The sequence below is a fragment of the Gemmatimonas sp. genome, assembly GCF_044344655.1.
Lineage (GTDB): Bacteria > Gemmatimonadota > Gemmatimonadetes > Gemmatimonadales > Gemmatimonadaceae > Gemmatimonas.
Genome location: NZ_JBIJCN010000030.1, coordinates 14,935 through 39,519 on the forward strand (window position 1 = coordinate 14,935; position 24,585 = coordinate 39,519).

Here is a 24,585-nt window from a genome sequence, read left to right on the forward strand (position 1 = left end):
ACGAGGCTTGGAGACAATGGAAATCACTACGACCGTGCAACCACGTCTTGCGCTTCATTTCGATCTGACGCCGCGCACTGCGGCGACGGACGCCGACTCCGCCTTCCTCGCCGCCTGTGTGGCGTGGCTGGGTCTCGATCAGGGCCAGCAATTGAGCTGGGACACCCCGTCGAATCATACGCTCGACGGTGGACGCATTCTCCGTTGGGCGCCCTTCCGTCAGGACGGCTCGGCGCTTGCCGACATTGTCGTGCACGCCCCCGATCCGCTCGATCGCGCATTGCAGTGGTCGACGCACGTCACGTATATCGTGACGACGGTCGCCGGCGGCACCCAGCACCGACAGGTGAACATCCGTGTGAGCACCGAAGGGGGCGCAGCCAATGGCGCGCCGCCGCCAGTGCGCCCGCCGCGCTTGCTCTCCGAACTCGACGCCGCGTTCACGCTCGTCGCGAACGACGGTCCGCTCCAGCGCGTGCCCACGCAGCTCGAAGCCGGCACGCTCGACGCGTTCGTGCGCTTCGTCCTGTGCGATCCCGCGCGCACCATGCCCGTGCTGCTGCTGACCGAACTGCCCGACGGTGGCTACGTGCTGCCCCCCGAGCAATTCGCGTCGGAGATGTTCGGCCTGGGGCTGTGCTTCCAGCTCCGCCACTCCGACACCTTCGCACTCTCCGACGCCGTGGGTGGCCATTCGCGCTCGGTGTTCCTCGGTTCCGCCCGGGCGTACCTGCCGGGCTTCACGCTCGAAGCCGATCCATTCCAGCATCCGCTGATTCTCGCGCGCGCCCTGGCTCTCCCGGGTGAGCGTCGCCGTCTCGTCCAGCGCCTCGCTGAAGTGTCGGTTGCGCGTCCGTTCTCCGACCCCGTCATCGCCGATACGCTGCGCGACCTGCGCTCCGCCGCGTACAGCAGCCGCCCCGATGCGTCAGAGGCACTTGCGGCCGCCGAGTCGGGCATGGAGATGGACAAGGGGCAGATGCTCACGCTGGTCCGCCAGCTCGAGGAAGCGGTTCGCGCGGCCGAGGGAGAACTGGCGCGCACCCGCGAGCGCCTCAACGAATCGCGTCAGGCACTCGACGCAGAGCGGGCCACCGCACGTGCGCTGCGCACCACGCTCGCGGCGCACAAGGAGCGCCAGCCGATCGCCAAGCCGGCCAGCGATGCGCCGCAATCGGTGCTCGAAGCCGTCGAGCGTGCGCAGGCCCTCTACAGCGATGCCCTGCGTCTCCTCCCCGCCGCGTTCGCGTCGAGCAAGGAGTCGGAGTTCCCCGATCCCGACACGGCGTGGACGTACCTTAAGGCGCTTGGTGAAGTGGGCCGTCGCCGTCAGGACCGCGCCCTTGGCCGTCCGCTCGGCGAAGTGTTCGCCGACCTCGACGTGGACTACTCGCCGGGCCCCAATGATCCCGCGCGCAAGACGCCATACATCTTCCGGGACGGAGACCGCGACGTGGAGTGTGCCGATCAGCTGCGGAAGGGCAGCAATCCGGTCACCTGCCTCCGGATCTATTTCGCCAGCACGGAAGACGGTGGCTTCGTGATCGGCCACGTGGGACGGCAGATCGACACGTTGCCGAAAGCGTAAGCGCTCACGGTGCGGTCTCGTGGAACTGCACGCCGCTCTCGTGCTGCAGCGCTCGGCGTAACGCCCACTGATCCTGAAAGAGCACCACGACGGCCCCCTTGTGGTCGTACACCTTCATGCGACCGAGCCCCGTGGCCACACGCTCCACATCAGCCTTGGGACCCGTGATCCAGCGCGGCCACCGATAGCTCATCTTCTCGAACTTGCAGGGCGCTGAGTACTCATACTCCAGGCGGAACGCCATCACGTCGAACTGGAGTTGACCGACGGCGCCCACGATCGGCTGTGAGCCGGCGCTCGTCTCCGCGTAGAACACCTGGGCCGCCCCCTCTTCAGTGAGCTGCCGCAGTCCCTGGTCGAACTGCTTGCGCTTCATTGGGTCGGCGGGCATCGCACGCGCAAAGTGTTCCGGAGCGAAGCGCGGGATCCCCTGGAATTCCATCCGGCCATCGCCCCCCAGCGTGTCGCCGATGCGCAGGTTGCCGCGATCCATTACACCGATTACGTCCCCAGGCCACGCCTCTTCGATAGCCACACGATCGCGCGCCATGAACTGCTGCGGCGCCGCGAGGCGAATGGGTTTGCCGGTACGCTGATGGGTGACCTGCATCCCGGCCTCGAAGTGGCCGCTCACGACCCGCAGGAACGCCACGCGGTCGCGATGCTTGGGATCCATGTTCGCCTGGATCTTGAAGACGAAGCCGGTGAAGTCGTCGCGCGCCGGATCAACGGGCCCCACGCTCGACTCCCGCGGCCCGGGGGACGGAGCCAGCTCGAGAAACTCGCGCAGGAACGGCTCGATACCGAAGTTCGTGAGCGCGGACCCGAAGAACACCGGCGTAAGCGCCCCGTCGATCACGCGTTGGTGATCGTATTCGTGTCCCGCCGCGTCGAGCAGTTCGATGTCGCCCATGAGGCGGTCGAAGGCACTTTCGCCCATGGCCTCGATCAGCTTGGGATCGTCGATGCCCACGATCGTGTCATCAGCGCGCGTAGCCCCGCGGTCCCCGCTCCGCTCGAACAGGTGCACCTCGCGCTTGAGGCGATCATAGACGCCCACGAACACATCATTCTCGAAGACCGGCCAGGTGGCCGCGTAGCAGTCGATGCCAAGGTCCGCCTCGACGTCCTGAATGAGCTTGAGGGGATCCTCGCCGTGGCGATCGCACTTGTTGACCAGCGTGAAGATCGGCGTGCGGCGCATCTTGCACACATCGAACAGCTGGCGGGTGCGCTCTTCCACGCCGCGACGATTGTCGAGCAGCATGATGGCGCTGTCGGCGGCCACGAGCGTACGGTACGTGTCCTCCGAGAAGTCCTCGTGCCCCGGCGTATCGAGCAGGTTGAGCTGATAGCCGAGGAACTCGAACTGCAGCACCGAGCTGGTCACGGAGATACCGCGCTCCTGCTCCAACTTCATCCAGTCTGACGTGGCATGGCGCGAGGCACGGCGCGCCTTGACCGAACCGGCCAGGTGAATGGCGCCGCCATAGAGCAGCAGCTTTTCCGTGAGCGTGGTCTTGCCGGCGTCGGGGTGCGAAATGATCGCAAACGTCCGCCGCCGGGCAATCTCCCGCTCAAGACGGGAGTGATCGACCGGCGAGGGAGAGGCGGCGGATTCCGCGGAGACGATTTCGGGGGTGCTGTCGGACATTCCCGAAAGATAGCAGCGCGACTACTCGACCGTCACCGACTTCGCCAGATTGCGCGGCTGATCCACATTGCACCCACGCTTGACGGCGATGTAGTACGCCAGCAGCTGCAGCGGTACGCTCGCGAGGATCGGGGAGAGCAGGTCCACCGTCTCGGGGATTCGGAACTCGTAATCGATCTTCCCCGCAAGACTGGGCTCGTCACGCGTCGTGATGGCGATAACCTTGCCCTTGCGGGCCTTCACCTCTTGGATGTTCGACGTGATCTTGTCGAACACGGAGTCGTGTGGCGCGATGCAGACGACCGGCATCATCTCATCGATGAGCGCAATGGGGCCGTGCTTCATCTCGGCCGCCGGATATCCCTCGGCGTGGATGTACGAGATTTCCTTGAGCTTGAGCGCCCCCTCGAGCGCGGCGGGGAAGTTGTAGCCGCGGCCGAGGTACAGGAAGTTCGACGCGCGCTTGAATTCCTCGGCGAGCGCCTCGATCTCCTCGGCGCGATCGAGGATGTGCTGGATCTGGGCGGGCAGTTTGGCGAGCGCCTGCGCCAGCTCGCGCCCGCGGGCCACGCTGAGATCGCGCAGGCGTGCGAGCTTGAGCGTGAAGAGCGCGAGGGCCACCACCTGGCTCGTGAACGCCTTGGTGGACGCCACGCCGATTTCCGGCCCCGCGTGGAGATAGATCCCCCCGTCGTCCTCCCGCGCGATCGTCGACCCCACGACGTTGACCAGACCGAGTGTGCGCGCACCACGACGCTTGGCTTCGCGCATGGCGGCGAGCGTATCGGCGGTCTCGCCAGACTGCGAGATGACAATGCACAGCGTCCGCGGGGTGACGATCGGATTGCGGTAGCGGAACTCCGACGCGTACTCCACCTCGACGGGGATACGGCACAACTCTTCGATCATCATTTCGCCGATCAGCGCGGAATGCCAACTCGTGCCGCAGGCGGTGATGATGATGTTGTCGATCGCCAGCAGGTCGTCCCGCGAGATATTGAGGCCACCGAGCTTGGAGAACCCTTCCTCGAGGATGAGGCGGCCACGCATGGTGTTCTCGACCGTCGTGGGCTGCTCGAAGATCTCCTTGAGCATGAAATGCGGGTAGCCGCCACGCTCGATCTGGGCGAGGTCCCACTCGATGCGCGTCACGGGCTTCTCGCGCACTGTGGCTTCGAGATCCACGACCTTGTAGCCGTCCTTGGTGACCACGGCGATATCGCCGTCATCGAGATACACCACGTGGCGCGTATGCGTCAGGATCGCGGATGCATCCGAGGCCACGAAGTACTCGCCCTCACCGATGCCGACCAGCAGTGGGCTGCCCTTGCGGGCCGCCACGATCTTGTCCGTCTCGTCGCTGCAGATCACGGCAATGCCGTAGGTGCCGTCGACCTGATTGAGTGCCTCGATGACCGCGGCTTCAAGGCTACCGGCGTAGGCGGTCTCGATCAGGTGCGCCAGCACCTCGGTGTCGGTATCGCTCTTGAACACGACCCCCCGCGCCTCGAGCCCGGCCTTGAGCGCGGTGGCGTTCTCGATGATGCCGTTGTGCACCACCGCGATCTTGCCGTCCTGACTGAGATGCGGATGGGCATTCTGCTCGGTTGGCGGACCGTGTGTGGCCCAACGGGTATGGGCGATCCCCAACGTGCCGCGCGGCGGATCGGCAGCGATCACCGACTCGAGTCGGGCGATCTTGCCGGCGGCACGCCGCGTCTCCACGCCGTTGCCATTCATGATGGCCACGCCGGCCGAGTCGTAGCCGCGATACTCGAGACGCTTGAGCCCCTCGATGAGCAGCGGGGTCGCCACGCGGCCACCGATATAGCCAACGATTCCACACATGGGAGGTCAGGTCAGGGGAAGACGTATATGCTCAAACGAGCGCCGCGAGCGGCTCGCGGGCCTGCGCGATGAGCAGGCGCGCCTCGGCGTCCGTGGGGGCTTCGGCAATTACCCGCACGATTGGTTCGGTGCCCGAAGGGCGCAGATGCACCCAGCGGTCCGGCCAGTCGAGACGCAACCCGTCCTGCATATCCGCGGCGGCATCGGAGAACGCGGTGCGCAGCGCCTCGTACACCGTGTCGAGCGGCGCATCGGGACGATCCAGCTTGTCCTTCACGATCACGTACCGGGGCCTCGACGCCACCAGTGCGGAGAGCGGGCGCCCTTCCTCGAGCAGGAGTTGCAGCATCAGGGCAGCCCCCAGCGGGGCGTCACGCCCGAGGTGCAACTCGGGAAGAATCACGCCACCATTGCCTTCGCCGCCAATCGTGGCCCCCACGTCCCGCATGGCGAGCGCCACGTTGACCTCACCGACCTTGGCGAAGTGGAACGGCACCTCCATCTCCGCGGCCACGTCTGACACCACCTTGCTGGTGGAAAGATTCGTGACCACCGGACCGGGACGGTGGCGCAGCACGGTCCGCGCCGCGAAGGCAAGCGTATAGTCCTCGCCGGGAGCCAGGCCGTCATCGAGTACGAGCGCCAGGCGGTCCACGTCGGGATCGGTGGCGAATCCGACGTGCGCCTGCGTGGCCCGAACCAAGGCCTCGAGTTCACCGAGGTTCTCCGCCACCGGCTCGGGCGGGCGGTGAAAGAGGCCGTCGGCTTCCATGTTGATCGCGTACACCTCGCAGCCCAGTTCCGTCAGCAGCTGCGGCATGATCACACTGCCGGCGCCATGGCAGCAATCGAGCGCCACACGGAAGCGTTGTGAACGGATGCCCTCCACGTCGAGCCACGGCAACGCCAGGATCTGCTGGATATGACGGACCACGGCCTCGTCGTCACGCTCGATCCGTCCGAGCTGGTCCCAGGTGGCGCGGGGAATACCCGTCTCGAGCAACGCCCGCATTTCCGCGCCTTCGGCGGCAGAAAGAAAGAGTCCGGACGGACCGATGAACTTGAGCGCATTCCACTCGATCGGATTGTGGCTCGCGGTGATGCCGAGCCCCCCCGCCGCATGGTGATGCTCCACGGCCAGCTGGATAGTGGGTGTGGGTGCCATCCCGATGTCGATGACCGTACACCCCACCGACTCGAGGGCCGCATGCACGACGCGCGTGAACATCGGACCTGACACGCGACTGTCGCGCCCCAGCACGATGTGCCGATTCCCGCCACGCGACGCCCAGGCCCCGAAGGCGGCCGCGAAGGTCGCCACCACTTCCGGCGTGAGTGCCTCGCCCACCCGGCCACGCACGCCGGACACACTGACCATCAACCCATCGAACGCCATAATGCTCCTGTAAACGTGCCCACGACCATTACGTGCCGTGGTGCCCTACCGCGCCGGATGGCATGCCCGCTCGCAGTATGGCCCGTGCCGAAAGGTAGAAGTGTCACACTGCGGGAACCATTAGGCCGCCATTGCCGCCGCCATTTTCATGAAGCGACATCCACAATCTGACGAGCCAGGGCCGGAGGCGTTACAGCGCCAGCCCGTGGTACGGGACCGGTCCGTCCGGTTATCCTGCGCGGATGGATCCCCTCGCGCTCGTGCCCTACGCGATTGCCGCCGCCGGTGGGCGGACCAATGGTTTCGACAGCTCCCAGCTCGTGGCGGCCGGTCTCACCCTGCTGCAGCGCTCCGCCCCTCTCGTCCGGGCGTTGGCCGGTCGCCGGTCCGCGCTGTTGCTGCCGCCGGGCCCCGCATGGCTCGTGGGCCTCGCCGCCAGTGACGGGCGGGGCGCCGTGCTGCTCGAGCCGAACTCGGCTATCCAGGAGGCGCGGCTGCGGGAATGGAACGTTGGCGCGGTCTTCACGACGAGGGCGCTCCAGGCGTCGTTGCCGCCCGGCACACCGTACGTGCTGCTCGATGACGCCCCGCGCCACGCCCGCGTGGTTTCCGCCGATCGGGTGCAGGAGCTGGACCTCGGCTCTCACTTTGCGCTCGACCTGATCGGCGACACCGAAGGCCGCGGATCGCCGGAGGAATGTGTCCTGTTCGCGTCGACGGGCCTCTCCGCCAGCCACGAACAGCTGATGGACGCGGCCCGTCGTGCCATGCGCGCGGAGCAGTTCACGCCGGTGGACCGGACCGTGACGGTGGTGTCTCCTCACGCGCTCGACAGCGTGGCGCCGGGGCTGCTCGCGCCACTGCTGGCGGGTGGCCAGCTGCGCACGGTCGCCGAGCACACCACCACGGCACTGCTTGACGCCGTGGACGAGATTGATGCGACCATGATCGTGCTGCCGTCGGCCCTTGGTGACGCCCTTCGTGATGCCCTTGGGTTGCCCGGGTGGGTGCACGCCGATCCTCTGGCGCGGGTGAAGCGGGTGGTGCGGGTCACGATCTGACAGATAGCAGTCCTCCCGCCACGATGGCCAGCGGCGTGCCAGCGTTGGGGGAACGCTGGGGCGGTGGGACCCCTGGCGCGCGGCCCGATGCCGCTCGCCCTGTATCGCGGAAGCGGCTAGCTTCCCGCTCCATCTCCCCACGGACGCCCCGGAGCCCATGACGCGCATCTACGACGAAGACCTCGCGGGTGGCATGGCCACTCGCGCCATTCACGCCGGCCAGCGCCCCGACCCCGTGTCGGGCGCCATCATGACGCCGCTGTACCTCACGTCCACCTACGTGCAGGACAGCATCGGGGTCAACAAGGGCTACGAATACGCCCGTGGGAAGAACCCCACCCGCCAGGCCCTCGAGCGCAACGTGGCCACCCTGGAGACCGGACGCCACGGGTTTGCGTTCGGCAGCGGCATGGGCTGCCTTGATTCGATCATGAAGCTGTTCCGCGCCGGCGATCACATTGTGTGCGCCGAGAATGTCTACGGCGGCACCTTCCGGTTGTTCGATCGCATCCTGCAACACATGGGACTGTCCTTCACCTATGTGGATACGAGCGATCCGCAGCGCGTGGAGGAGGCCATGACGGCCGCCACCCGTGCCCTGCTCGTGGAGACGCCCACCAATCCCCTGATGCGCCTCACCGACCTGCGCGCCATGAGCGCGATCGCGAAGCGCCATCAGGCGTTGCTGATCGTCGATAACACGTTCGCGACGCCGATCTACCAGCGTCCCCTCGAACTCGGCGCGGACATCGTCTGGCACTCGACCACGAAGTACATCAATGGCCACTCCGACATGATCGGCGGCATTGCGGTCGTGCGTGACGACGATCTCGCCGACCGGCTGCAGTTCATCCTCAATGCGGCCGGGGCCGTCCCCGGGCCGTTCGATGCCTGGCTGGCGCTGCGCGGGACGAAAACCCTGCCGCTGCGTATGAAGCAGCACGACCTCAACGGGCGCGCCGTGGCGGCCTTCCTCGCCAATCGCCTCGGGCACGAGCGGGTGATCTACCCGGGACTACCGACACACCCGCACCACGAACTGGCCAAACAGCAGATGTCGGCGTTTGGCGGCATGATGACGCTCGACCTCGGCGCCAAGGACAACGCGCGTTCGTTCCTGGAAAAGGTCCGGGTCTTCTCCCTCGCTGAATCACTCGGTGGGGTGGAAAGCCTGACGAACCATCCCTATACCATGACGCACGGCTCCGTCCCGGCTGCCGTGAAGGACGCCATGGGGCTCACCGAAGGGATGGTCCGCCTCAGCTGCGGCATCGAGGACGCCGAGGATCTGATCGAGGATCTCGAGGGCGCGCTGGTGGGGATGTAGTCGACTGAGAACTGACGACTTGTACTGAGAACTGAACACTCCCCCGGGATCGCGCGATTTCCGGGGGAGTTTCCAGTTTTCAGTCAAAGTTTCCAGTGGGCAGTTCGTTGGGCCAGCTGGCAACTTTCCCCGCCCCTCCGTCGTACGATCCCCCATGGCCACCTCACTCACCCAGATCAGCTCCGTGTCCTGGGAGCATCCCGCCGATCGCGCAGCGCTTCGCGCGCTGCGCGCCCTGCCGGGGTTCGACGATGTCGTGCGCAAGATCGCCGGTGCCTTCGGCGAGCGCGGGATTCGCAACCTCTTCCTCGGTGATGCCGTGCTGGTGGGGCCCACACAGCGCCCCGCCCTGTATGCGCTGTACCAGGAGGTGCTGCACACGCTCGACTGGCCTCGGGCCGGCCAGTCAGCGCCGCAGCTGTACGTGGCACAGACGCCAATCGCGAACGCCGGCGCAGTGGGCTTCGATCAGCCGTTCATCGTGATCAGCTCGGGCACGCTGGAGTTGCTCGACCGTGACGAGCAGCGCTTCGTGCTCGCGCAGCAGCTCGGCCACATCATGACCGGGCGCACCACCTATCGCACCATCGCGCTGATCGTACTCTTCTTCGGCATGAGCGCGCTTCCGCTGCTGGCGAGCATCGCGCTGCTGCCGTTCCAGCTGGCCCTGCTCGAGTGGTACCGCACCTCGGAGCTCAGCGCCGACCGTGCCGGCATGCTCGGCACGCAGGATCCGCGCGGCAGCCTCATGACGTTCCTCAAGCTCGCCGGTGGCAAGCCGCAGGACGACGCGATCGATCTCGACGCGTATCTGGCGCAGGCCAGCGACTACCAAATGGGCGGCAGCGCGTGGGACAGCGTGCTCAAGGCGCTCAACACGGCATTGCGCGAACATCCGTTTCACACGGTGCGGGCTGGCGCCCTGCATCACTGGCAGCAGTCGGGCGCGTATGCCGCGATCGTGGGCGGTGCGTACATCAAGCGCGGCAGCGAAGCCGAACGCCCGTTCCGCGACGACCTGCGCGATGCCACCGACTACTATCGCGACATGGCCAAGGAAGCCACCGACGCCGTCGGTGGTGTGATCACCCGCGCCGCCGATGCGTTCCGTGACGCTTTCAAGGCAGCGGCCAGCATGAGCGATGCGGCGGCGCCGCCGCCGGAGCCGCCGCCATCGGGCGAGCCGCCGACACCGGAGTCGCCGGCGGGGCCGTAAACAGGCGGCTGGGAGGCACAGAGGTCGTGTCCCTCCGTGCCTCCGCCGCTCTTTTCCGGCTAGATTGGCCGCATGAAGATTCTCCTCCTCGGCTCGGGCGGCCGTGAACATGCCCTCGCAGATGCGCTGTCCCGCGAGAATACGGCGGTGGAGCTCATCGCGGGTCCCGGGAATCCCGGGATTGCGGACCTCGCGCGGCTCGTGTCGGTCAAGGCCGACGACCCGCAGGCGGTGGCGGCGCTGGCCGAGCAGGAGCAGGTGGACCTGGTGCTGATCGGCCCCGAGGCACCGCTGGCGGCGGGCGTGGTGGACTATCTGCAGCAGCGCCGCATTCCGGCCTTCGGCCCCACGATGGGCGCAGCCACGGTGGAGACCAGCAAGGCCGACACGAAGGCGCTCATGATGGCCGCTGGTATCCCCACGGCCCATGCGGAAACGCATCGTGTGGCGAGCGAAGCCAAGGCCGCGGTGAAGGCGCGCTTCGGAGCGCCGGTGGTGATCAAGGCCAGCGGCCTCGCGGCCGGCAAAGGCGTGATCGTCTGCCAGACGGAGACGGAGGCGTTCGATGCCATCGACCGCATCCTCGACGATCGCGTGTTCGGTGAAGCGGGTGCCGAATGCCTGGTGGAGTCGTTCATGACGGGCGAGGAGCTCTCGCTCTTCGCGATCGCCGACGGCTACGACGTGCTGCCCATGATCGGCGCGCAGGATCACAAGCGTCTGCACGATGGCGACGAAGGCCCCAACACCGGCGGTATGGGCGCGTACACGCCCGTGTCGTTCTCCACGCCAGCGCTCGTGGACGACGTGACGGAGCGGATCTTCCTCCCCACCCTGCATGCGCTGCGGAAGCGCGGCACCCCGTTCTCAGGGCTGCTCTACGCGGGGCTGATGCTCACCCCCGACGGTCCCAAGGTGGTGGAGTTCAACTGCCGCTTCGGCGATCCCGAAACGCAGGCGATTCTCCCCATGCTCACCAGCAGCCTGCTCGATCCCATGCTCGCGGTGGCACGCGGCGCGCGCATCGGCAACATGGCGCCGTTCACCTGGCGCGGTGGTGCGAGCGTGACCACCGTCGTGGCCTCGGGCGGCTACCCCGAGGCGCCGCAGACCGGCTTCCCCGTGCATCTGCCGAGCTTCGGCGACGATGTGCGCGTGTTCCACGCGGGCACGAAACGCGATGCGAACGGGGCCCTGCTCACCAGCGGCGGCCGCGTGTTCGCCGTGACCGCGTTGGCCGACAGCTTTGCGGCAGCGCAGCAGGCCTCGCGCGACGCCGCGTCGCGCATCGAGTTCGACGGGGCGATATACCGTCGCGACATCGGCTGGCGCGAGGCAGCCCGACTGGGGTGACCAGCGCCCGTGCCTGAACTCCCCGAAACCGAGACGATCGCCCGCGACCTGCACGAGATGGTCGTGGGCGCCGTCGTTACGGGGGTGACCGTCCCCCGCCCCGACGTGCTCCGCGAAGCGCACCTCGAGGGGGTTGCCGACGCCTTGCTCGGGCGCCCCATCCGCCGCGTGTGGCGTCGCGCCAAGCTGATCGTGCTCGATTTCGACGCCCGCCCGGAACTGGCGGCGCTCGACCCGGCGTGGCGCCTCGTGGTGCAGCCGCGCTTCACCGGCGGCCTCGTGGTGGACGACGGGTCGTTGGATGCCGCCGAGCGTGCCTACGTGTGCGTGACCCTCACCCTCGGCGACGGACGCGCCCTGCACTACCGGGACGTGCGGCGCCTCGGCACCGTGGCGCTGATGGATCGTGCGCGGTTTGCCGCGTATTCCGGCGCACTCGGTGCGGAGCCTCTTGACCCCGAGCTCACCGACGACGCATTTTCGGTGTGTATTCGGGAGTCGCGGCAGGCCATCAAGATCACGCTGATGGATCAAAAGCGACTCGCAGGCGTTGGCAACATCTACGCAAACGAGGCCCTGTGGCACGCCGGTATCGATCCATCCCGCGAGGCACGCACCCTGAGCGCCGGCGAGTACGCCACGCTCCGGCAGGCGTTACAGCAGGTGCTCACGGCCAGTATCGCGGCGCGCGGTACCAGCTTTCGCGACTACCGGGATGCGCGCGGTGAGCGGGGCCGCTTCGTCGAGCAGCTGGCGGCCTACGGCCGCGCCGGCGCACCCTGTCGTCGATGCGGGCGCCGCCTGGTTGGCACGCACGCCGTGGATGGACGCAGCACGGTCTTCTGCCCGGGGTGTCAGTACTGAGCTGGCCGGGGCGCTGCTCCCCTCGCTCCCCCGCAGCGCCCGCAGCGCCCGCAGCGCCCGCACCAAGAAGCCGGCGCTGGCCACGCAGCTCGATCTGGCGGTCAGCACTCCCGATGCCGACGTGGCGCGGCTCAGGGCGCAGGTGCGTGAGAGCACGCGCAACGTGCCGGGGGTATACCTCATGCGCGGCGCCCACGGCGAGGTGCTCTACGTGGGCAAGAGCACGCAGGTGCGTACGCGCCTGCTGTCGTACTTCAGGCTCCCGTGGCCCGAGCATCGACACGCACGCCTGCTGCGCGAAACGGCGCGCATCGAGTGGGAACCGCTGCCCTCGGAGTTCGCGGCCCTGCTGCGCGAGGTGCGGCTCATCCGGGCGCACCTGCCGCGCTACAACGTGCGATCAGCGCGGCCGCTCGACAAATGGTGGGTCATCACGATCGCCAAGGGGCCGGCCCCCCGTCTGCGTATCCAGAAGGCCAGCGCGGCCGCGCGCTCACGCGATGGAGCGCAGATGGTGGGGCCGTTCGCGTCACGACGGCCACTGCAGGATGCGCTGCGGGTGCTCAACGATGCCCTCGGACTGCGCGACTGCAGCGACCGCGTGCGCATGCACATGCATGATGTGGCCGAGCTGTTCGAGGACACGCACCCCGCCATGCAGCGCACGCCCGGCTGCCACCGCCACGAGACGAAGCGCTGCCTTGGCCCCTGCGTGGGCGCGACCAGCGCCTACGAGTACCGCACGCAGCTCTCACGCGCGCGCGCGGTACTCGAGGGGCGCGACGATGCACCGCAGCAGCAGCTCGTGCGCGAAATGGCCGCCGCCAGCGCGGCCCTGAGCTACGAACGCGCCGGCTGGCTGCGCGACCGGCTCACGTCGCTGCAGGAGCTCGAGGCGCAACTCGCCCGCGTACGTGAGGCGCTCACCCGCCCGAGCTTCGTGTATGCCGTCCCGGGGCGCGACACCGACGACCGGCTCTATCTCGTGCGCCACGGCCGCGTCATGGCCGAAGCGCGCTGCCGTGATCCGCACGCAGTGAACGCGCTGCAGGAGATGGAGCAGCGGGCGGTGCAGCCGCCCACCGGCGCGATGGTCGAACAGCTCGACGAGCTGCTGCTTTTGGAATCGTGGTTCCGCGGCCGCAACGGGGAAACCGCCCTCACCGCCGACACGGTCGTGGGCGCCCTCGAGAAGCTCGCCGTGCATCTGCGGGAGCGCCTGCCCCTCTCCCTTGGCGAGCTGCCGTAACGGCCTGCCCGCGCGTCACTCCGCGTCGATGCCCAACGGAATGAGCTCCACATCGGCCTGTCCCTGCCAGATGTAGAGTTTGGCCACGCACGGCTGCAGCTTGAAGCGACGGGGGCCCGCCGCGCCGGGGTTTACGACCACGCGGCGCGCCGCCTTGGTCACCAGCTGCTGGTGCGTGTGCCCGTACACGATCACATCGGCGTTCGGATAGGCGCCCACCAGCTTGGGTGGCGTGGGGCTCCCCAGCTCATGGCCGTGCGTGACCACGATGCGCACCCCATCGATCACCTCTTCGATCCGCTCGGCCAGGTCCGGGCGCCCGGGGGCGTCGGTGTTGCCGTATACGGCGCGGATCGGCGCGATCGTGGCCAGCTCCGCGAGGACGTCAGCGGGGCCCACATCACCCGCGTGCAGGATCTGCGACACCCCCTGCAGCGCGTCGAATACCTGTGGGCGCACGAGGCCGTGCGTGTCGGAAATGAGACCGATGATCGTGGCGCGGGCGTTCATGGGCAGTGGCGATGCGGGTAGTCAGTCATGGGCGGTGCATGGCGGGTGATCGAGCTCCGCCGAGGGGTGGCGTGTAGCGTCCCGCTGCGCTCAGTGCGTATTGCCCCAGCGCTTCCCCACCGCGTGCTCGAGATCGAGATGATCGAGGACCCTGGCCACCATGAAATCCACCAGCTCGGCGATCGACGAGGGCTGATGATAGAACCCGGGGGCCGCGGGAATCACCGTAGCCCCCGCGCGCGTGACGCTGGCAAGGTTCTCGAGATGAATGAGGGACAGCGGCGTTTCCCGTGGCACGAGCAGCAGTTTGCGCCGCTCCTTGAGCACCACATCGGCCGCACGCTCCACGAGCGAACGCGACGTACCGTGTGCAATGGCGCTCACGGTCCCCATGCTGCACGGACAGACCACCATGCCGCTGGTGCGCGCGGAACCGCTGGCCGGCGCGGCGCCGCGATCGTTGTCGTCGAACACGGTCACGCAGGCATCGAACGCCGACGCCCCCACGTGTTGCCGCAGCGCCTCGAGATCTCCGATCGCGCTCTCCGTGCGGAGCAGGCGCCACCCGTGACTCGAGACGATCAGCCACGTGGGTACCTCCAGTTCCACCAACGCCTGCAGCAGCCGCACGGCGTACGGGGCCCCTGACGCGCCCGTAATGGCCAGCACCACCGGATGCCGTTTGCTGTTCACCCCTGGCCTCCCATGAGAAGTCGCGCCGTGAACACGGCCGCGAGGAATCCGATCGCAATGATGCCGTTCATCGTGAAGAACGCCGCGTCGACCCGGCTCAGGTCATCCGCCTTCACCAAGCGATGCTCCCAGCGCAGCAGGCCGGCCACACCGGCGACCCCCGCCCAGAGGATGCCATTCACCACCGGGGCGGCCCCCAACGGCTGCATGGCGATTACACCGGCGAAGCAGACCACCGCCAGCACATGCAGCGTACGCGCAATACCGATGGCCTTGTGCACGCCAAAGGTGCTAGGCACGCTGTGCAGCCCGTGCGTCGCGTCGAACTCCGCATCCTGCAACGCGTAAATCATGTCGAAGCCACCGCTCCAACACACCACCGCCAGCGCCAGGACGATCAGTAACCACCACGGATCGCTCCACGCCCCCGTCACCGCGAGAAATCCACCGACGGGTGCGATCGCCAGCCCCAGCCCGAGCCACAGGTGTGACCAGCGCGTGAACCGCTTGGTGTAGCTGTACCCCAGCACCCACAATAGTGCGACCGGCGAGAGCGCCAAGCAGAGCGGGTTGAGCATCCAACTCGCGAACACAAACAGCGCCGACATGAGGGCAATACTGAACGTCGCCTGCCCCACCGTCAGCGTGCCCGCCGGCAGTTCGCGCATCGCCGTGCGCGGGTTGATCGCATCCACATCGCGATCCACCAGCCGGTTGAATGCCATCGCCGCGAAACGCGCGCTGGTAAAGGCCAGCAGTACCCATCCCACCATGGCCGGGGTGACCGGCGCAATCACGCTCGCGAAGATCACCCCCACGAGCGAGAACGGCATGGCGAACACCGTGTGCGGCAGCTTCACGAAGTTGGCGAGCCGCACCGGCAGCGACTGCCCACGCATGAGCTGTCCGTCGCGCGCGCCCTTGGGCGGCACGATGTTCGACGGCGTGGTCACGGGTGGCTCACGAGGTCGGGCCCAACCCGAGACTCGCCCACTTGGCGTCGACCGCCTGCTTCGTGGCCGCGTCCATCGCAATCACCTTGGGCCAGGCGCGCGTGAAGCCCTCCTCCGGCCACTTGCGCGTCGCGTCGATCCCCATCTTGCTGCCGTACGTGAACGCGCGGCTGGCATGATCGAGCACATCCACGGGCCCCATGGTGAAGCGCACGTCGCGCTGCGGGTCCATGTTGTTGAGCGCCACCCACCACGCTTCTACGGGGTTGCGCACATTGATCTCCTTGTCGACCACCACCAGCACCTTGGCGAGCGACATGAGCCCCTGCCCCCACAATGCGTGCATCACCTTGTCGGCGTGCCCGGGATACTTCTTGTCGATGCTCACGAACACGAGGTTGTGAAAGCCCCCCTCGGCCGGCATGTGGTAGTCCACCACCTCCGGCGTAGTAAGCTTGAGCAGCGGCAGGAAGATCCGCTCGGTGGCATGACCGAGGTAGAAGTCTTCCATGGGCGGGCGCCCAACGATGGTCGTGGAGTACACCGCGTTGCGCCGCATCGTCACCGCCGTCACGTGCACGCGTGGATACAGATCCGCTTCGCTGTAGAAGCCCGTGTGGTCTCCGAACGGCCCCTCCACAATCAGCTCTTCCGCCGGATCGATGTACCCCTCGATCACGAACTCCGCATCGGCAGGCACTTCGAGATCGTTAGTGACCGCCTTCGTGAGCCGCACCGGATCACGGCGCAGGAAGCCGGCGAAGAGGAATTCGTCGATGTTGGGCGGGAGCGGCGCGCTCGCGCTGAACATGCTGGCGGGGTCGCTGCCCACCACAATACACACCGGCATCTTCTCGCCGCGCTCGGCCATCTGCCGCATGTGCTCCGCCCCCGTCTTGTGGCGCTGCCAGTGCATGCCCACGTGCTTCTTTCCGAGTTGCTGCACGCGGTACATGCCCACATTGCGGATACCGCGTGCGGGGTCCTTGGAGATCACGGCCGTCATGGTGATGTACGGGCCGCCGTCCTCTGGCCAGCAGTGCAGCACGGGGATCTTGTCGAGATCGATCTCGTCACCCTGCCACACGATCTCCTGGCACGACGGCGAGCCGCCCTTCACCCGCGGCGGAAACTTGGCCACCTCCAAGAGGCGCGGCAGCAGTGACAGCTTGCCGAGGAAGCCATCGGGCACCTTGAGGTCCATGAGCTGCGTAATGCGCGCGCCGATGTCGTCGAGGTTGTCCACCCCGAGCGCGAGCGACATGCGCTTCATGGAGCCGAAGAGGTTGATCGCCACCGGGTACGGCGAGATGGTGCCGTCGCGCAGCACCGGCTTCTCGAACAGCAGCGCCTTGCCGCCGCCGGGCATCTTGGACACGCGATCGGCGATTTCGGTGAGTTCGAGATGCACCTTCACCGGCTGCGAGATACGATGCAGCTCGCCGATGCGGTCGATTGCGTCAATGAATTCGGAAAGAGTATCGAGTGCCATACGTAGGTGAGTCGCCGGACCGCGGGCGGTTAGACGGTGCCGGTGTGAATGGCGGCAATGCCGAGGGTGAGTCGTTCCCACGTGACGGTGGAGAATCCGGCGGCGCGCATGCGCTCGGCCAGGGTCTCTTCGGTTGGAAAGTTCGCCACCGACATGGGGAGATACGTGTAGGCCGACGCATGCCCACTCACGAGGCGCCCGACGAAGGGCAGCACGTGGTGGAAGTAGGCGAGGTACGCCGCGCGCACGAGGGCGAAGCGCGGCGTGGAAAATTCGAGAATCACGAAGCGCGCGCCGGGGCGCAGCACGCGCCGTACTTCGCGCAGCCCGGCATCGAGATCGGCCACGTTGCGGATGCCGAACGCCACGATGGCCCCATCGAGACTGGCTGGGGCGAAGGGCAGCTGCAGCGCATCGGCACCGACAGGAGCGAGCACGGCGCGCGGCGCCTTGCCGGTGCCGTATTGCAGCATGGGCACGGCGAAGTCGGCACCGGCCACAAAGCCCTTGAACCCCTGCTGTTTCACGAGCATGGCCCCGACGTCGAGCGTGCCGGCACAGAGATCGAGGAAGGTGCCGGTGGGACGGTCCGTCCAGCCGAGGGCGCGCAGGGCACGCTGCCGCCACCGTTTGTCGATGTTGAGCGACAACACGTGGTTGAGGAGGTCGTAGCGCGGCGCGATGTCGGAGAACATGCGCTGCACGTATTCGCGCTTGCCCTCGCCCTGGGCCGCATTGGCCGCGACGGTGAGAGCGTCGGCCGGCGGCGAGGGCGCGTGCGGAGGGGCGTCGGTGGTGCGTGCCATCCCGAAACATCAAGGGGGGAGGCAGACCGAGCAAGCGGGGATCGACAGCGATTTCGAGGCGGTCAACTGGTCGGGGGACGAACGGCGGGCTACCTTGCCCGCTGCGCATGCCGACTCTCGATGAGCTGGGGACACTCCCCGATGCTGATGTCGTCCGACTCGCCCAGCAGGGGCGCGAGCTCGCCTTCCGGGAGCTCGTGCGCCGCTACGAGCGGCCGGTGTTCTCGCTCGTCTACCGCATGGTGCGTGACCGGGAAACGGCGGAGGATCTGGCGCAGGACGCCTTCGTGAAGGTGCTGAACCACATCGACCGCTACAGCCCCGATTTCAAGTTCTCGAGCTGGCTGTTCAAGATTGCCAACAACGTGGCAATCGATCATCTGCGCCGTCGCAGGCTGGACACGATCAGCATGGACGGGAGCCCCCACGCCACCACGGCGTCGGAGGTGGAAGCCAGTTCGCTCGACCTCGAGGCGGACCAGGAGAGTGCGCTCGACGAACTCGAGGCCAAGGAGCTCGGCTCGGCGATCGAGCGGGCCATCGCCAACCTTCGGCCCGAGTATCGTGCCTGCATCATGCTGCGTCACGTGGAGGGACGGGCCTACGAAGAGATCGCGGCCACGCTTGACCTCCCACTCGGCACCGTGAAGACCTACATCCACCGGGCGCGGCACGAGCTCCGCAAGGCCCTCGAAGCGCTGCGGGAATGAACCGTCACTGGGCCGCCCCCGACGGCGTACCGTGCCGCGGATCCGTGGACAAATCGCCGGCATACCCACTGAAACCCCGCACCACCGCACCGCGTAGTTCGAGTGTGGAGGGATCCGTATGAGCGACAGACATCTCAGACCCGACGAAATCGAGCTCTTGCTCGATGGCGAAGAAGGCTTCGGCGTGGCCCCGTTACGGGCGCACGTCTGGTCGTGTTTGGCGTGTCAGGGCGAGCTGGAACATGCTCGGGAGCTCATGCTGGCGCTCGACACCCTCCCCGATTTTTCGCCGTCGGCGGCCTTCTCCGATCGGGTCATGAGGCAGGTGCAGGTGTTCGAGCCGTGGCATGCCGCGGCCAGCCGTACGATGGCCGACCTGGTCCCGACCAGCCGCCCCGCCCGAATTGCGGCCGGGTTTGGGGCCGCGGTGACGGCCGGTCTGGCCACCGCGGGTGCCACGTGGGCCGTGGCCCGTGCCGACATGGGCGTCCTGCTGGCCAGCCTCGGCCTCGAGCGTTTCCGCGAGCAGGTGGTGGCGGCCGGTTCCGATGTGATGGTCACCGTGCTGGGACAGCCCGGCCTGGAGACGCTCCGCAGCAGCTCCCCTGAAGTGATGGCGGTGGCGTTCGGCGGCTTCGTCGCCGCGGCCGGCATGGGGGTTATGGGCCTCCGCGCCCTCGCCACGTCATCGCGCACTTCGCGCTGAGCGCACGGGCATGCTGACCTCCACCCTCACGGCGGTATCCGGCACCTTCGGCGTCGGTCTGGTGATCGGACTGGTCGTCCTCATGACGGCAGAAGAGGCACTGCTCGCGGTCGCCAAGAGCGCGGCGCGTGATGTGAGCGGCAGCTTCTGGGCGGGCGTGCTCGCGCAGTTGCTGGCGGTCCCCGTCCTGGCCCTGCTACTGATCGCCTGCGCCATCACCATCATCGGCCTGCTGGCCATCCCGATCGCGGCGCTGGCGTGGGCGCTCGCCCTAGCGGGCGCCGTCACCCTCGGCATTCTGGCCGTGGCCATGGTGATTGGGCGTGCCGTTGCGGGGCGAGGGCGCAGCGGCACCGAGCGTGGTGCCGCCTTGCGCGGCCTGGTGGTCGGGCTGGTCGCGCTCAGCCTCGTGTGGTTCGGGGCGGCGGTGGCCGGCCCGGTCCCGGTAGCGGGTGCACTCGCCCGCCTAGCGGCGGTGGCGTTTACCTGGGCGGTGGCCACGGTGGGACTTGGCGCGGTCGTGAAGAGCCGCATCGGCGTGTCTCGCCTCAGCGTACAGTTCGGCCGCATGGGCGGCAGCTCATTCGGTGGGTTCACCGGCCGATGGGGGGCGGCCAGCAGCACCGGCGTGAACGCAGTACAGACGCCTGTGAGCTGGCAGACGCCCACGCCTGTGCAGGGAGTGGTGGCCGCACGCCGCCCGGTCGACAACAACGCGGGCACGGGGCCGGGCGCAGAGCTCTAGCGTGGTATGGTGATCAGTTCGCGGCCGTGAGCACGACCGCATCACCACGGGATATACCAAGCGTCTGTGCTGCATTGCCCTCGCGCACCGCTATCTCTACCAGTCCGCTCGAGCCGACGAGCGCCACCATTTCGCCGGGTGCCGCCTCACCGTAGGTGCGTACGAGTCGCGCCGCGCGTCCCGCGACTTTCACCATCCCTACCCGTTCCTGCGTGATGAGGTTGGTGATGACGTTGCCGAATCGATCGAAAGTCAGGACCACGCCATGAAGCAAACCGTACGCATCGCGCCGTGGCTGCGGCGTGCGCAATCGGACTGCCTCCCGATGGGGTTCGCCAACTGCCTCGAGTGGCTCGCCGAGCGCGAGTCGCGCCGCCACCGGCGCAAAGACGTCACGCCCATGAAAGGTGGAAGATACCCGTGGATCGACCGGCAGTTGCACCACTCGGGCATCGAGCGAGAAGAGCGCTGGCGAGAGCACGCCATTATCGGGCCCCACAAGCAGTCGCCCATCGCTTGCAATAGCGATGGCGGCCCTCGCGGTGCCAACCCCAGGGTCCACCACCACCACGTGTACGGTACCGACGGGGAAACGCTTCCAGTAGCGCGCCACCGTCAGACGGGCCATGGCGATATCCTGCGCGGGAATATCGTGCGAGAGATCTACTATCGATGCACCGGGCGCGAGTGAGACAAGCACACCCTTGAGTTCGGCCACGTAGCCATCGGCCGTACCGAAATCCGTGAGCAGGGTAATGGCAGCGGGAGGCATGGTATGCGCGGCCTGAGGATGGAATGCCAGACGCTGCCAATATCGGTGCACTCGACGAGCTTTGACAGAGACATCGTATGGCGCGACGCCTATACCCGCACCCCACGCCAGCGTCCCCATCCCCACAGCGCGGCCATCACGACGCCCCGCGCCGCCGCCGTCAGTGCGATCGTCCACCAGAGGCCCGTGGTGCCCCACTGCTGCGCGGCCCACGCGCCGATGGGCAAACGCAACGCCGTGATGCCGGTACTGAGCAGCATGGGCACGAATGTCCACCCCGCGCCGCCCATCGCACTCTCCAGCACCACCTCGGCACCAAGGAACAGCTGCGAAAACGCCGCGATGCGCAGATACCGCGCCGCCTCCGCGATCACCGCAGGATCGCTCGAGAAGATCCCGGCGAACGACTCGGCGAAGACGAAACTCAGGGCGGCCATCACCGCCCCGAGCGCACTGACCACGCCCATGCTGATCCACCCGGCGCGGGCCGCGCGCGCGACGTCGCCGGCCCCGAGGCTCTGCCCCACGATCGCGGCGGTGGCGGCTCCCATCCCCACACTCGCCACGTACACCACGCTTTCGATGCGAAAGCCCAGGCCGAGCGCGGCCAGCGCCGGCGTGCCGAACTGCGTGGTGATGCGCGTGAGGAACACGTAGATCGCGCTGAAGGCCACCCCGGTCGCGGCAGCGGGGGCGCCAATACGCGCGATCGTTGCCATCACCGAGAGCCGTGGCCACGCCCAGGCCAGCATTTGCGCCTTGCGCAGCAGCACCACGCCCACGACGCACGCCAGCCCGCGCGGGACGAGGGTCGCGAGCGCGGCACCGCGGACGCCGAGTTCGGGGAACGGCCCGATGCCGCGAATGAGCAGCGGATCGAGCACGAGCCCCAGCACGGTCGTGACCGCGAGAATCACGAGCGGCGTGCGCGTATCACCCTTGCCACGGAACGTGGCATCGACGGCGAAGAAGCCGAACACGAGCGGCATGCCAAGCAGGTACGTGCCAAGATACTGCTTGCCCACCGCGCGCACGGCGTCGCTCGTCTCTTCGAGCCGGAACATGGTGTCGAGCACGAACGGCGCCAGCAGGGCGATGGCCGCACCAAGCGCGATCGCGAGGAGCACGCCATCGGTCGCACTGCGGGCGGCGTCGGCGGGGCGGCGTTCACCATGACGGCGGGCCACGATGGCATCGAGCCCGATCGAGACCATCTCGCCGATGGAGATGACGAGCCACACCCAGAATACGGCGCCGGTGACGGCTGCGAGCGCATCGGCACCGAGCGTGCGGCCAATCCAGAACGTGTCGACATTGTGAAACGCCGTCATCAGCAGGTTCGCGACGACGGCCGGAAGCGCCACGCGGCGAATCGTCAGCGAGAGGGGCTCGCCAACGAGTTCGCCGCGTGGGGCATTGGGTGCTTCGAGGTCAGCCGTAGCGTTCGACAACGCGCTGCATCACGCGCTCGGCGATGGCGCTGATCGCCTTCGCGGCCTTTGACTCCGGCTCGGCGTCCACGATCGGGCGTCCCGTGTCGCCGCCTTCCTGGATGCGCGGATCGATCGGCACCTGCCCGAGGAGCGGCAGGTCGCATTCCTTGGCGAGACGCTCGCCACCGCCACTGCCGAAGAGTGCGATCGGCTTGCCCGTCTCCGGGTTCTCGAAGTAGGACATGTTCTCGACGATGCCGAGCACCGGCACGGCGGTACGCTCGAACATCTTCACGCCGCGGAGCGCATCGCCCACCGCGACCTGCTGCGGCGTGGTCACGATCACGGCGCCGTGCACCTGCGTGGCCTGCACCAGCGAGAGCTGCGCGTCACCGGTGCCCGGGGGCATGTCCACGAGGAAATAATCGAGCTGCCCCCAAGCCACGTCACGCAGGAACTGCGTGATGATCTTCATCACGATCGGGCCCCGCCAGATCGCCGGCTGCTCCTTCTCGATGAGGAAGCCGAGGGAGATCACCTTGATGCCGTAGGCCTCGAGGGGGATAATCTTCTCGTCGCGCACGGCCGGCGCGGCATCCACGCCCAGCATGAGCGGGAGGTTGGGGCCGTAGATGTCGGCGTCCATGATGCCCACGCGCTTGCCGGCCTTGGCGAGCGCGATGGCGAGGTTCACCGCCACCGTACTCTTGCCCACGCCGCCCTTACCGGACGAGATGGCGAGGATGCGCCCGAGGTTGGGGTACTGGACCGGCTCGGGGACCTTGGGCGGCGCCTTCTGCGCGGGAGCGGCCTCCATGACGGGGAGGGCGCGGCCCATGCCGCCAGATGCGGGTGCCTTCGGCTGGTTCATCGTATTGGCAGGCGCACGGCGCGCCGGTGTGGGTTCGCTTTGCGCGGGATCGCGCACATCGACGCGCACGTCGGTCACGCCGTCGAGCGCTTCGATCGCCTGACGCACGTCACGCACGAGCGTGGCGTCGTCATCGGGGGCGAGGAGCAGGGTGAGACGGACCTTGCCGTCCACACTGGTGGCGATATCGCGCACCTGTTCGGCAGCCATGACATCGGCGCCGGTACGCGGATTGCGGACCGCGGCGAGGGCGCCGGTGATCCGCTCCATGAGAGGCTTCATAGGGAAGTGACGGGTTCAGAATGACCAACGGAAAGCTAGGCCAGTCGGCGACGCGTTGGAATGGCCCAACACGCGTGTTTCGGATGACAGCGCAATGCCTTGCCGGCGCTATGGTGGCGCTGTCGCGGGGAGGCCGGGTGTCACGGACTGGTGTGCCCCATCGACCGGCGCAGCGGCACAGGGCTGCGCGCCACTTCACGGATAGATGCAGCGAGGAATCTCCATGTCACTCGAAATGCTCGCCAAGACGGTGGCCGGCGTGCTGGCGCTGAGCGCTGGGCTGGCCTTCACGCCGGTGGGGGCGCAGACCTCCACCACGAACGATCTGGTCACAACCGACTGCGGGGCCGGCCACATCACGGAGTGCGGCAAGAAGGCCATTCAGACCACCTGCAACTTCAGCATTTCGCTGCAGCCGTCGCCCACATCCGCCTGGGGCTTCAGCCTGTCCTTCGGGACCTGCACCGGCCAGGGCTACATGAACATCTACAAGGACTTCCGGCGGCACACTGCCAGCGGCACCTGTGTGCAGACGCAGAAATTCCCGGCCGACGCCACCTCCACCGGCAAGGACGACGGCGGTGATGCGGCGCCCGACGGGCTGTCCGGCGAGGGGAGTTCGTGCTGATGGTCGGTACGCGGGGAGCCACTGAGGCTCCCCGCGAGCGGCTGCATCGAGTGCGCCACTGGGGCTGGCGCTGGCCGGCGGCGGTCGGCGCAGTCCTCCTGCTCTCGATCACCATCGATGTACCGAGCGCTGTGGGTCACCCGAGTCGAGCCCGGGCGGCGGACGCCGACGTGTTTCCGCCCCCCAGCCCCGCCGCGCGGCGTGCCTGGCGAGCCGTGTTCGTGGCCTCTCGGGAGGACTGCAGCGGCAATTTCCTGCTGGCCAACCTCGTGGCCCCACGGACCCTACAGGAGAGAGTCGGCGCACCCGAGTTGGTGCTGCAGGGCGTCCCCCGCGACACCATGGGCCTGCGCGAGACCCTGCCCTTTGCGCTGCAGACGAGCGCCATCCGCCTGCTCCGCGAATCCGAGAAACGCTTCCTGCACGGC

Annotated in this window: 23 protein-coding genes; 12 read left to right on the plus strand and 11 right to left on the minus strand. The window is 67.6% G+C overall.

Annotated elements, in window-relative coordinates; translation table 11 throughout:
- Nucleotides 1-16: 16 nt before the first annotated feature.
- Complete coding sequence (locus tag ACIQ51_RS09270) at nt 17-1,588, plus strand: hypothetical protein (RefSeq protein ID WP_396204759.1); 1,572 nt, start codon at nt 17-19, stop codon at nt 1,586-1,588.
- 4 nt (nt 1,589-1,592) lie between these two features.
- Here the strand turns inward: ACIQ51_RS09270 and ACIQ51_RS09275 are convergent, their stop codons facing one another.
- The 3 genes from ACIQ51_RS09275 to glmM are packed head-to-tail and all read right to left on the minus strand — an operon-like array spanning nt 1,593 to nt 6,468.
- On the minus strand, nt 1,593-3,242 hold the full coding sequence (locus ACIQ51_RS09275) for a peptide chain release factor 3 (RefSeq protein WP_396204760.1): 1,650 nt from the start codon (nt 3,240-3,242) through the stop codon (nt 1,593-1,595).
- Nucleotides 3,243-3,263: 21 nt separating this feature from the next.
- Nucleotides 3,264-5,090: a glutamine--fructose-6-phosphate transaminase (isomerizing) gene (gene glmS, locus ACIQ51_RS09280; protein ID WP_396204761.1), complete on the minus strand. Its 1,827-nt coding sequence runs from the start codon at nt 5,088-5,090 to the stop codon at nt 3,264-3,266.
- A 31-nt stretch (nt 5,091-5,121) separates the two neighbouring features.
- On the minus strand, nt 5,122-6,468 hold the full coding sequence (gene glmM / locus ACIQ51_RS09285; RefSeq protein ID WP_396204762.1) for a phosphoglucosamine mutase: 1,347 nt from the start codon (nt 6,466-6,468) through the stop codon (nt 5,122-5,124).
- A gap of 260 nt (nt 6,469-6,728) precedes the next feature.
- On the opposite strand from glmM, the gene ACIQ51_RS09290 reads away from it, so the two are divergent.
- From ACIQ51_RS09290 to ACIQ51_RS09315, 6 genes are all read left to right on the plus strand, one after another.
- A complete protein-coding gene (locus ACIQ51_RS09290; protein ID WP_396204763.1) occupies nt 6,729-7,547 on the plus strand; it encodes a hypothetical protein in 819 nt (272 codons plus the stop codon).
- A 157-nt stretch (nt 7,548-7,704) separates the two neighbouring features.
- Nucleotides 7,705-8,874, plus strand: a complete 1,170-nt coding sequence (locus ACIQ51_RS09295) for a trans-sulfuration enzyme family protein (RefSeq protein ID WP_396204764.1) — start codon at nt 7,705-7,707, stop codon at nt 8,872-8,874.
- Between the two features lie 154 nt (nt 8,875-9,028).
- Nucleotides 9,029-10,090, plus strand: coding sequence for a M48 family metallopeptidase (locus tag ACIQ51_RS09300; RefSeq protein WP_396204765.1), 1,062 nt, complete (start codon nt 9,029-9,031; stop codon nt 10,088-10,090).
- 72 nt (nt 10,091-10,162) lie between these two features.
- Complete coding sequence (gene purD, locus ACIQ51_RS09305; RefSeq protein WP_396204766.1) at nt 10,163-11,443, plus strand: phosphoribosylamine--glycine ligase; 1,281 nt, start codon at nt 10,163-10,165, stop codon at nt 11,441-11,443.
- 9 nt (nt 11,444-11,452) lie between these two features.
- Nucleotides 11,453-12,307, plus strand: a complete 855-nt coding sequence (mutM, locus tag ACIQ51_RS09310) for a bifunctional DNA-formamidopyrimidine glycosylase/DNA-(apurinic or apyrimidinic site) lyase (RefSeq protein WP_396204767.1) — start codon at nt 11,453-11,455, stop codon at nt 12,305-12,307.
- Nucleotides 12,267-13,556: a GIY-YIG nuclease family protein gene (locus ACIQ51_RS09315; RefSeq protein ID WP_396204768.1), complete on the plus strand. Its 1,290-nt coding sequence runs from the start codon at nt 12,267-12,269 to the stop codon at nt 13,554-13,556. Before mutM ends, ACIQ51_RS09315 begins: the two co-directional genes overlap by 41 nt.
- 15 nt (nt 13,557-13,571) lie before the next feature.
- On the opposite strand, the gene ACIQ51_RS09320 is transcribed toward ACIQ51_RS09315, so the two are convergent.
- The 5 genes from ACIQ51_RS09320 to ACIQ51_RS09340 all read right to left on the minus strand — a co-directional run bounded on the left by ACIQ51_RS09320 (nt 13,572) and on the right by ACIQ51_RS09340 (nt 18,010).
- Complete coding sequence (locus ACIQ51_RS09320; protein ID WP_396204769.1) at nt 13,572-14,066, minus strand: metallophosphoesterase family protein; 495 nt, start codon at nt 14,064-14,066, stop codon at nt 13,572-13,574.
- Between the two features lie 90 nt (nt 14,067-14,156).
- The gene (locus ACIQ51_RS09325; RefSeq protein ID WP_396204770.1) at nt 14,157-14,759 is read right to left on the minus strand and encodes a UbiX family flavin prenyltransferase; all 603 of its coding nucleotides are present in this window, start codon (nt 14,757-14,759) and stop codon (nt 14,157-14,159) included.
- Nucleotides 14,756-15,712, minus strand: coding sequence for a UbiA-like polyprenyltransferase (locus ACIQ51_RS09330; RefSeq protein ID WP_396204771.1), 957 nt, complete (start codon nt 15,710-15,712; stop codon nt 14,756-14,758). Before ACIQ51_RS09330 ends, ACIQ51_RS09325 begins: the two co-directional genes overlap by 4 nt.
- 7 nt (nt 15,713-15,719) lie before the next feature.
- Nucleotides 15,720-17,204 (minus strand): menaquinone biosynthesis decarboxylase, encoded by a 1,485-nt coding sequence (locus tag ACIQ51_RS09335; RefSeq protein ID WP_396204772.1) that lies wholly within the window; start codon nt 17,202-17,204, stop codon nt 15,720-15,722.
- Between the two features lie 29 nt (nt 17,205-17,233).
- A complete protein-coding gene (locus tag ACIQ51_RS09340; RefSeq protein ID WP_396204773.1) occupies nt 17,234-18,010 on the minus strand; it encodes a ubiquinone/menaquinone biosynthesis methyltransferase in 777 nt (258 codons plus the stop codon).
- Nucleotides 18,011-18,117: 107 nt separating this feature from the next.
- Here ACIQ51_RS09340 and ACIQ51_RS09345 point away from each other — a divergent pair, with 107 nt between their 5' ends.
- From ACIQ51_RS09345 to ACIQ51_RS09355, 3 genes are all read left to right on the plus strand, one after another.
- Nucleotides 18,118-18,720: an RNA polymerase sigma factor gene (locus tag ACIQ51_RS09345; protein ID WP_396204774.1), complete on the plus strand. Its 603-nt coding sequence runs from the start codon at nt 18,118-18,120 to the stop codon at nt 18,718-18,720.
- Between the two features lie 118 nt (nt 18,721-18,838).
- Nucleotides 18,839-19,426, plus strand: coding sequence for a hypothetical protein (locus tag ACIQ51_RS09350; RefSeq protein WP_396204775.1), 588 nt, complete (start codon nt 18,839-18,841; stop codon nt 19,424-19,426).
- Nucleotides 19,427-19,436: 10 nt separating this feature from the next.
- Nucleotides 19,437-20,171 carry a hypothetical protein gene (locus tag ACIQ51_RS09355; protein WP_396204776.1) on the plus strand — a complete coding sequence of 245 codons (735 nt, stop codon included), beginning with the start codon at nt 19,437-19,439 and terminating at the stop codon, nt 20,169-20,171.
- Nucleotides 20,172-20,184: 13 nt separating this feature from the next.
- On the opposite strand, the gene ACIQ51_RS09360 is transcribed toward ACIQ51_RS09355, so the two are convergent.
- The 3 genes from ACIQ51_RS09360 to ACIQ51_RS09370 form a co-directional block, all read right to left on the minus strand.
- Nucleotides 20,185-20,943 carry an S-adenosyl-l-methionine hydroxide adenosyltransferase family protein gene (locus tag ACIQ51_RS09360; RefSeq protein WP_396204777.1) on the minus strand — a complete coding sequence of 253 codons (759 nt, stop codon included), beginning with the start codon at nt 20,941-20,943 and terminating at the stop codon, nt 20,185-20,187.
- Nucleotides 20,944-21,032: 89 nt separating this feature from the next.
- Nucleotides 21,033-22,394 carry an MATE family efflux transporter gene (locus ACIQ51_RS09365; RefSeq protein WP_396204778.1) on the minus strand — a complete coding sequence of 454 codons (1,362 nt, stop codon included), beginning with the start codon at nt 22,392-22,394 and terminating at the stop codon, nt 21,033-21,035.
- Nucleotides 22,375-23,529, minus strand: a complete 1,155-nt coding sequence (locus ACIQ51_RS09370; RefSeq protein ID WP_396204779.1) for a P-loop NTPase — start codon at nt 23,527-23,529, stop codon at nt 22,375-22,377. Before ACIQ51_RS09370 ends, ACIQ51_RS09365 begins: the two co-directional genes overlap by 20 nt.
- A 223-nt stretch (nt 23,530-23,752) precedes the next feature.
- On the opposite strand from ACIQ51_RS09370, the gene ACIQ51_RS09375 reads away from it, so the two are divergent.
- Both ACIQ51_RS09375 and ACIQ51_RS09380 read left to right on the plus strand, forming a co-directional pair.
- Nucleotides 23,753-24,157: a hypothetical protein gene (locus tag ACIQ51_RS09375; RefSeq protein ID WP_396204780.1), complete on the plus strand. Its 405-nt coding sequence runs from the start codon at nt 23,753-23,755 to the stop codon at nt 24,155-24,157.
- Nucleotides 24,157-24,585 (plus strand): hypothetical protein (locus ACIQ51_RS09380; protein ID WP_396204781.1); only part of this gene is annotated, 429 nt, incomplete at its 3' end. The genes ACIQ51_RS09375 and ACIQ51_RS09380, both read left to right, overlap by 1 nt.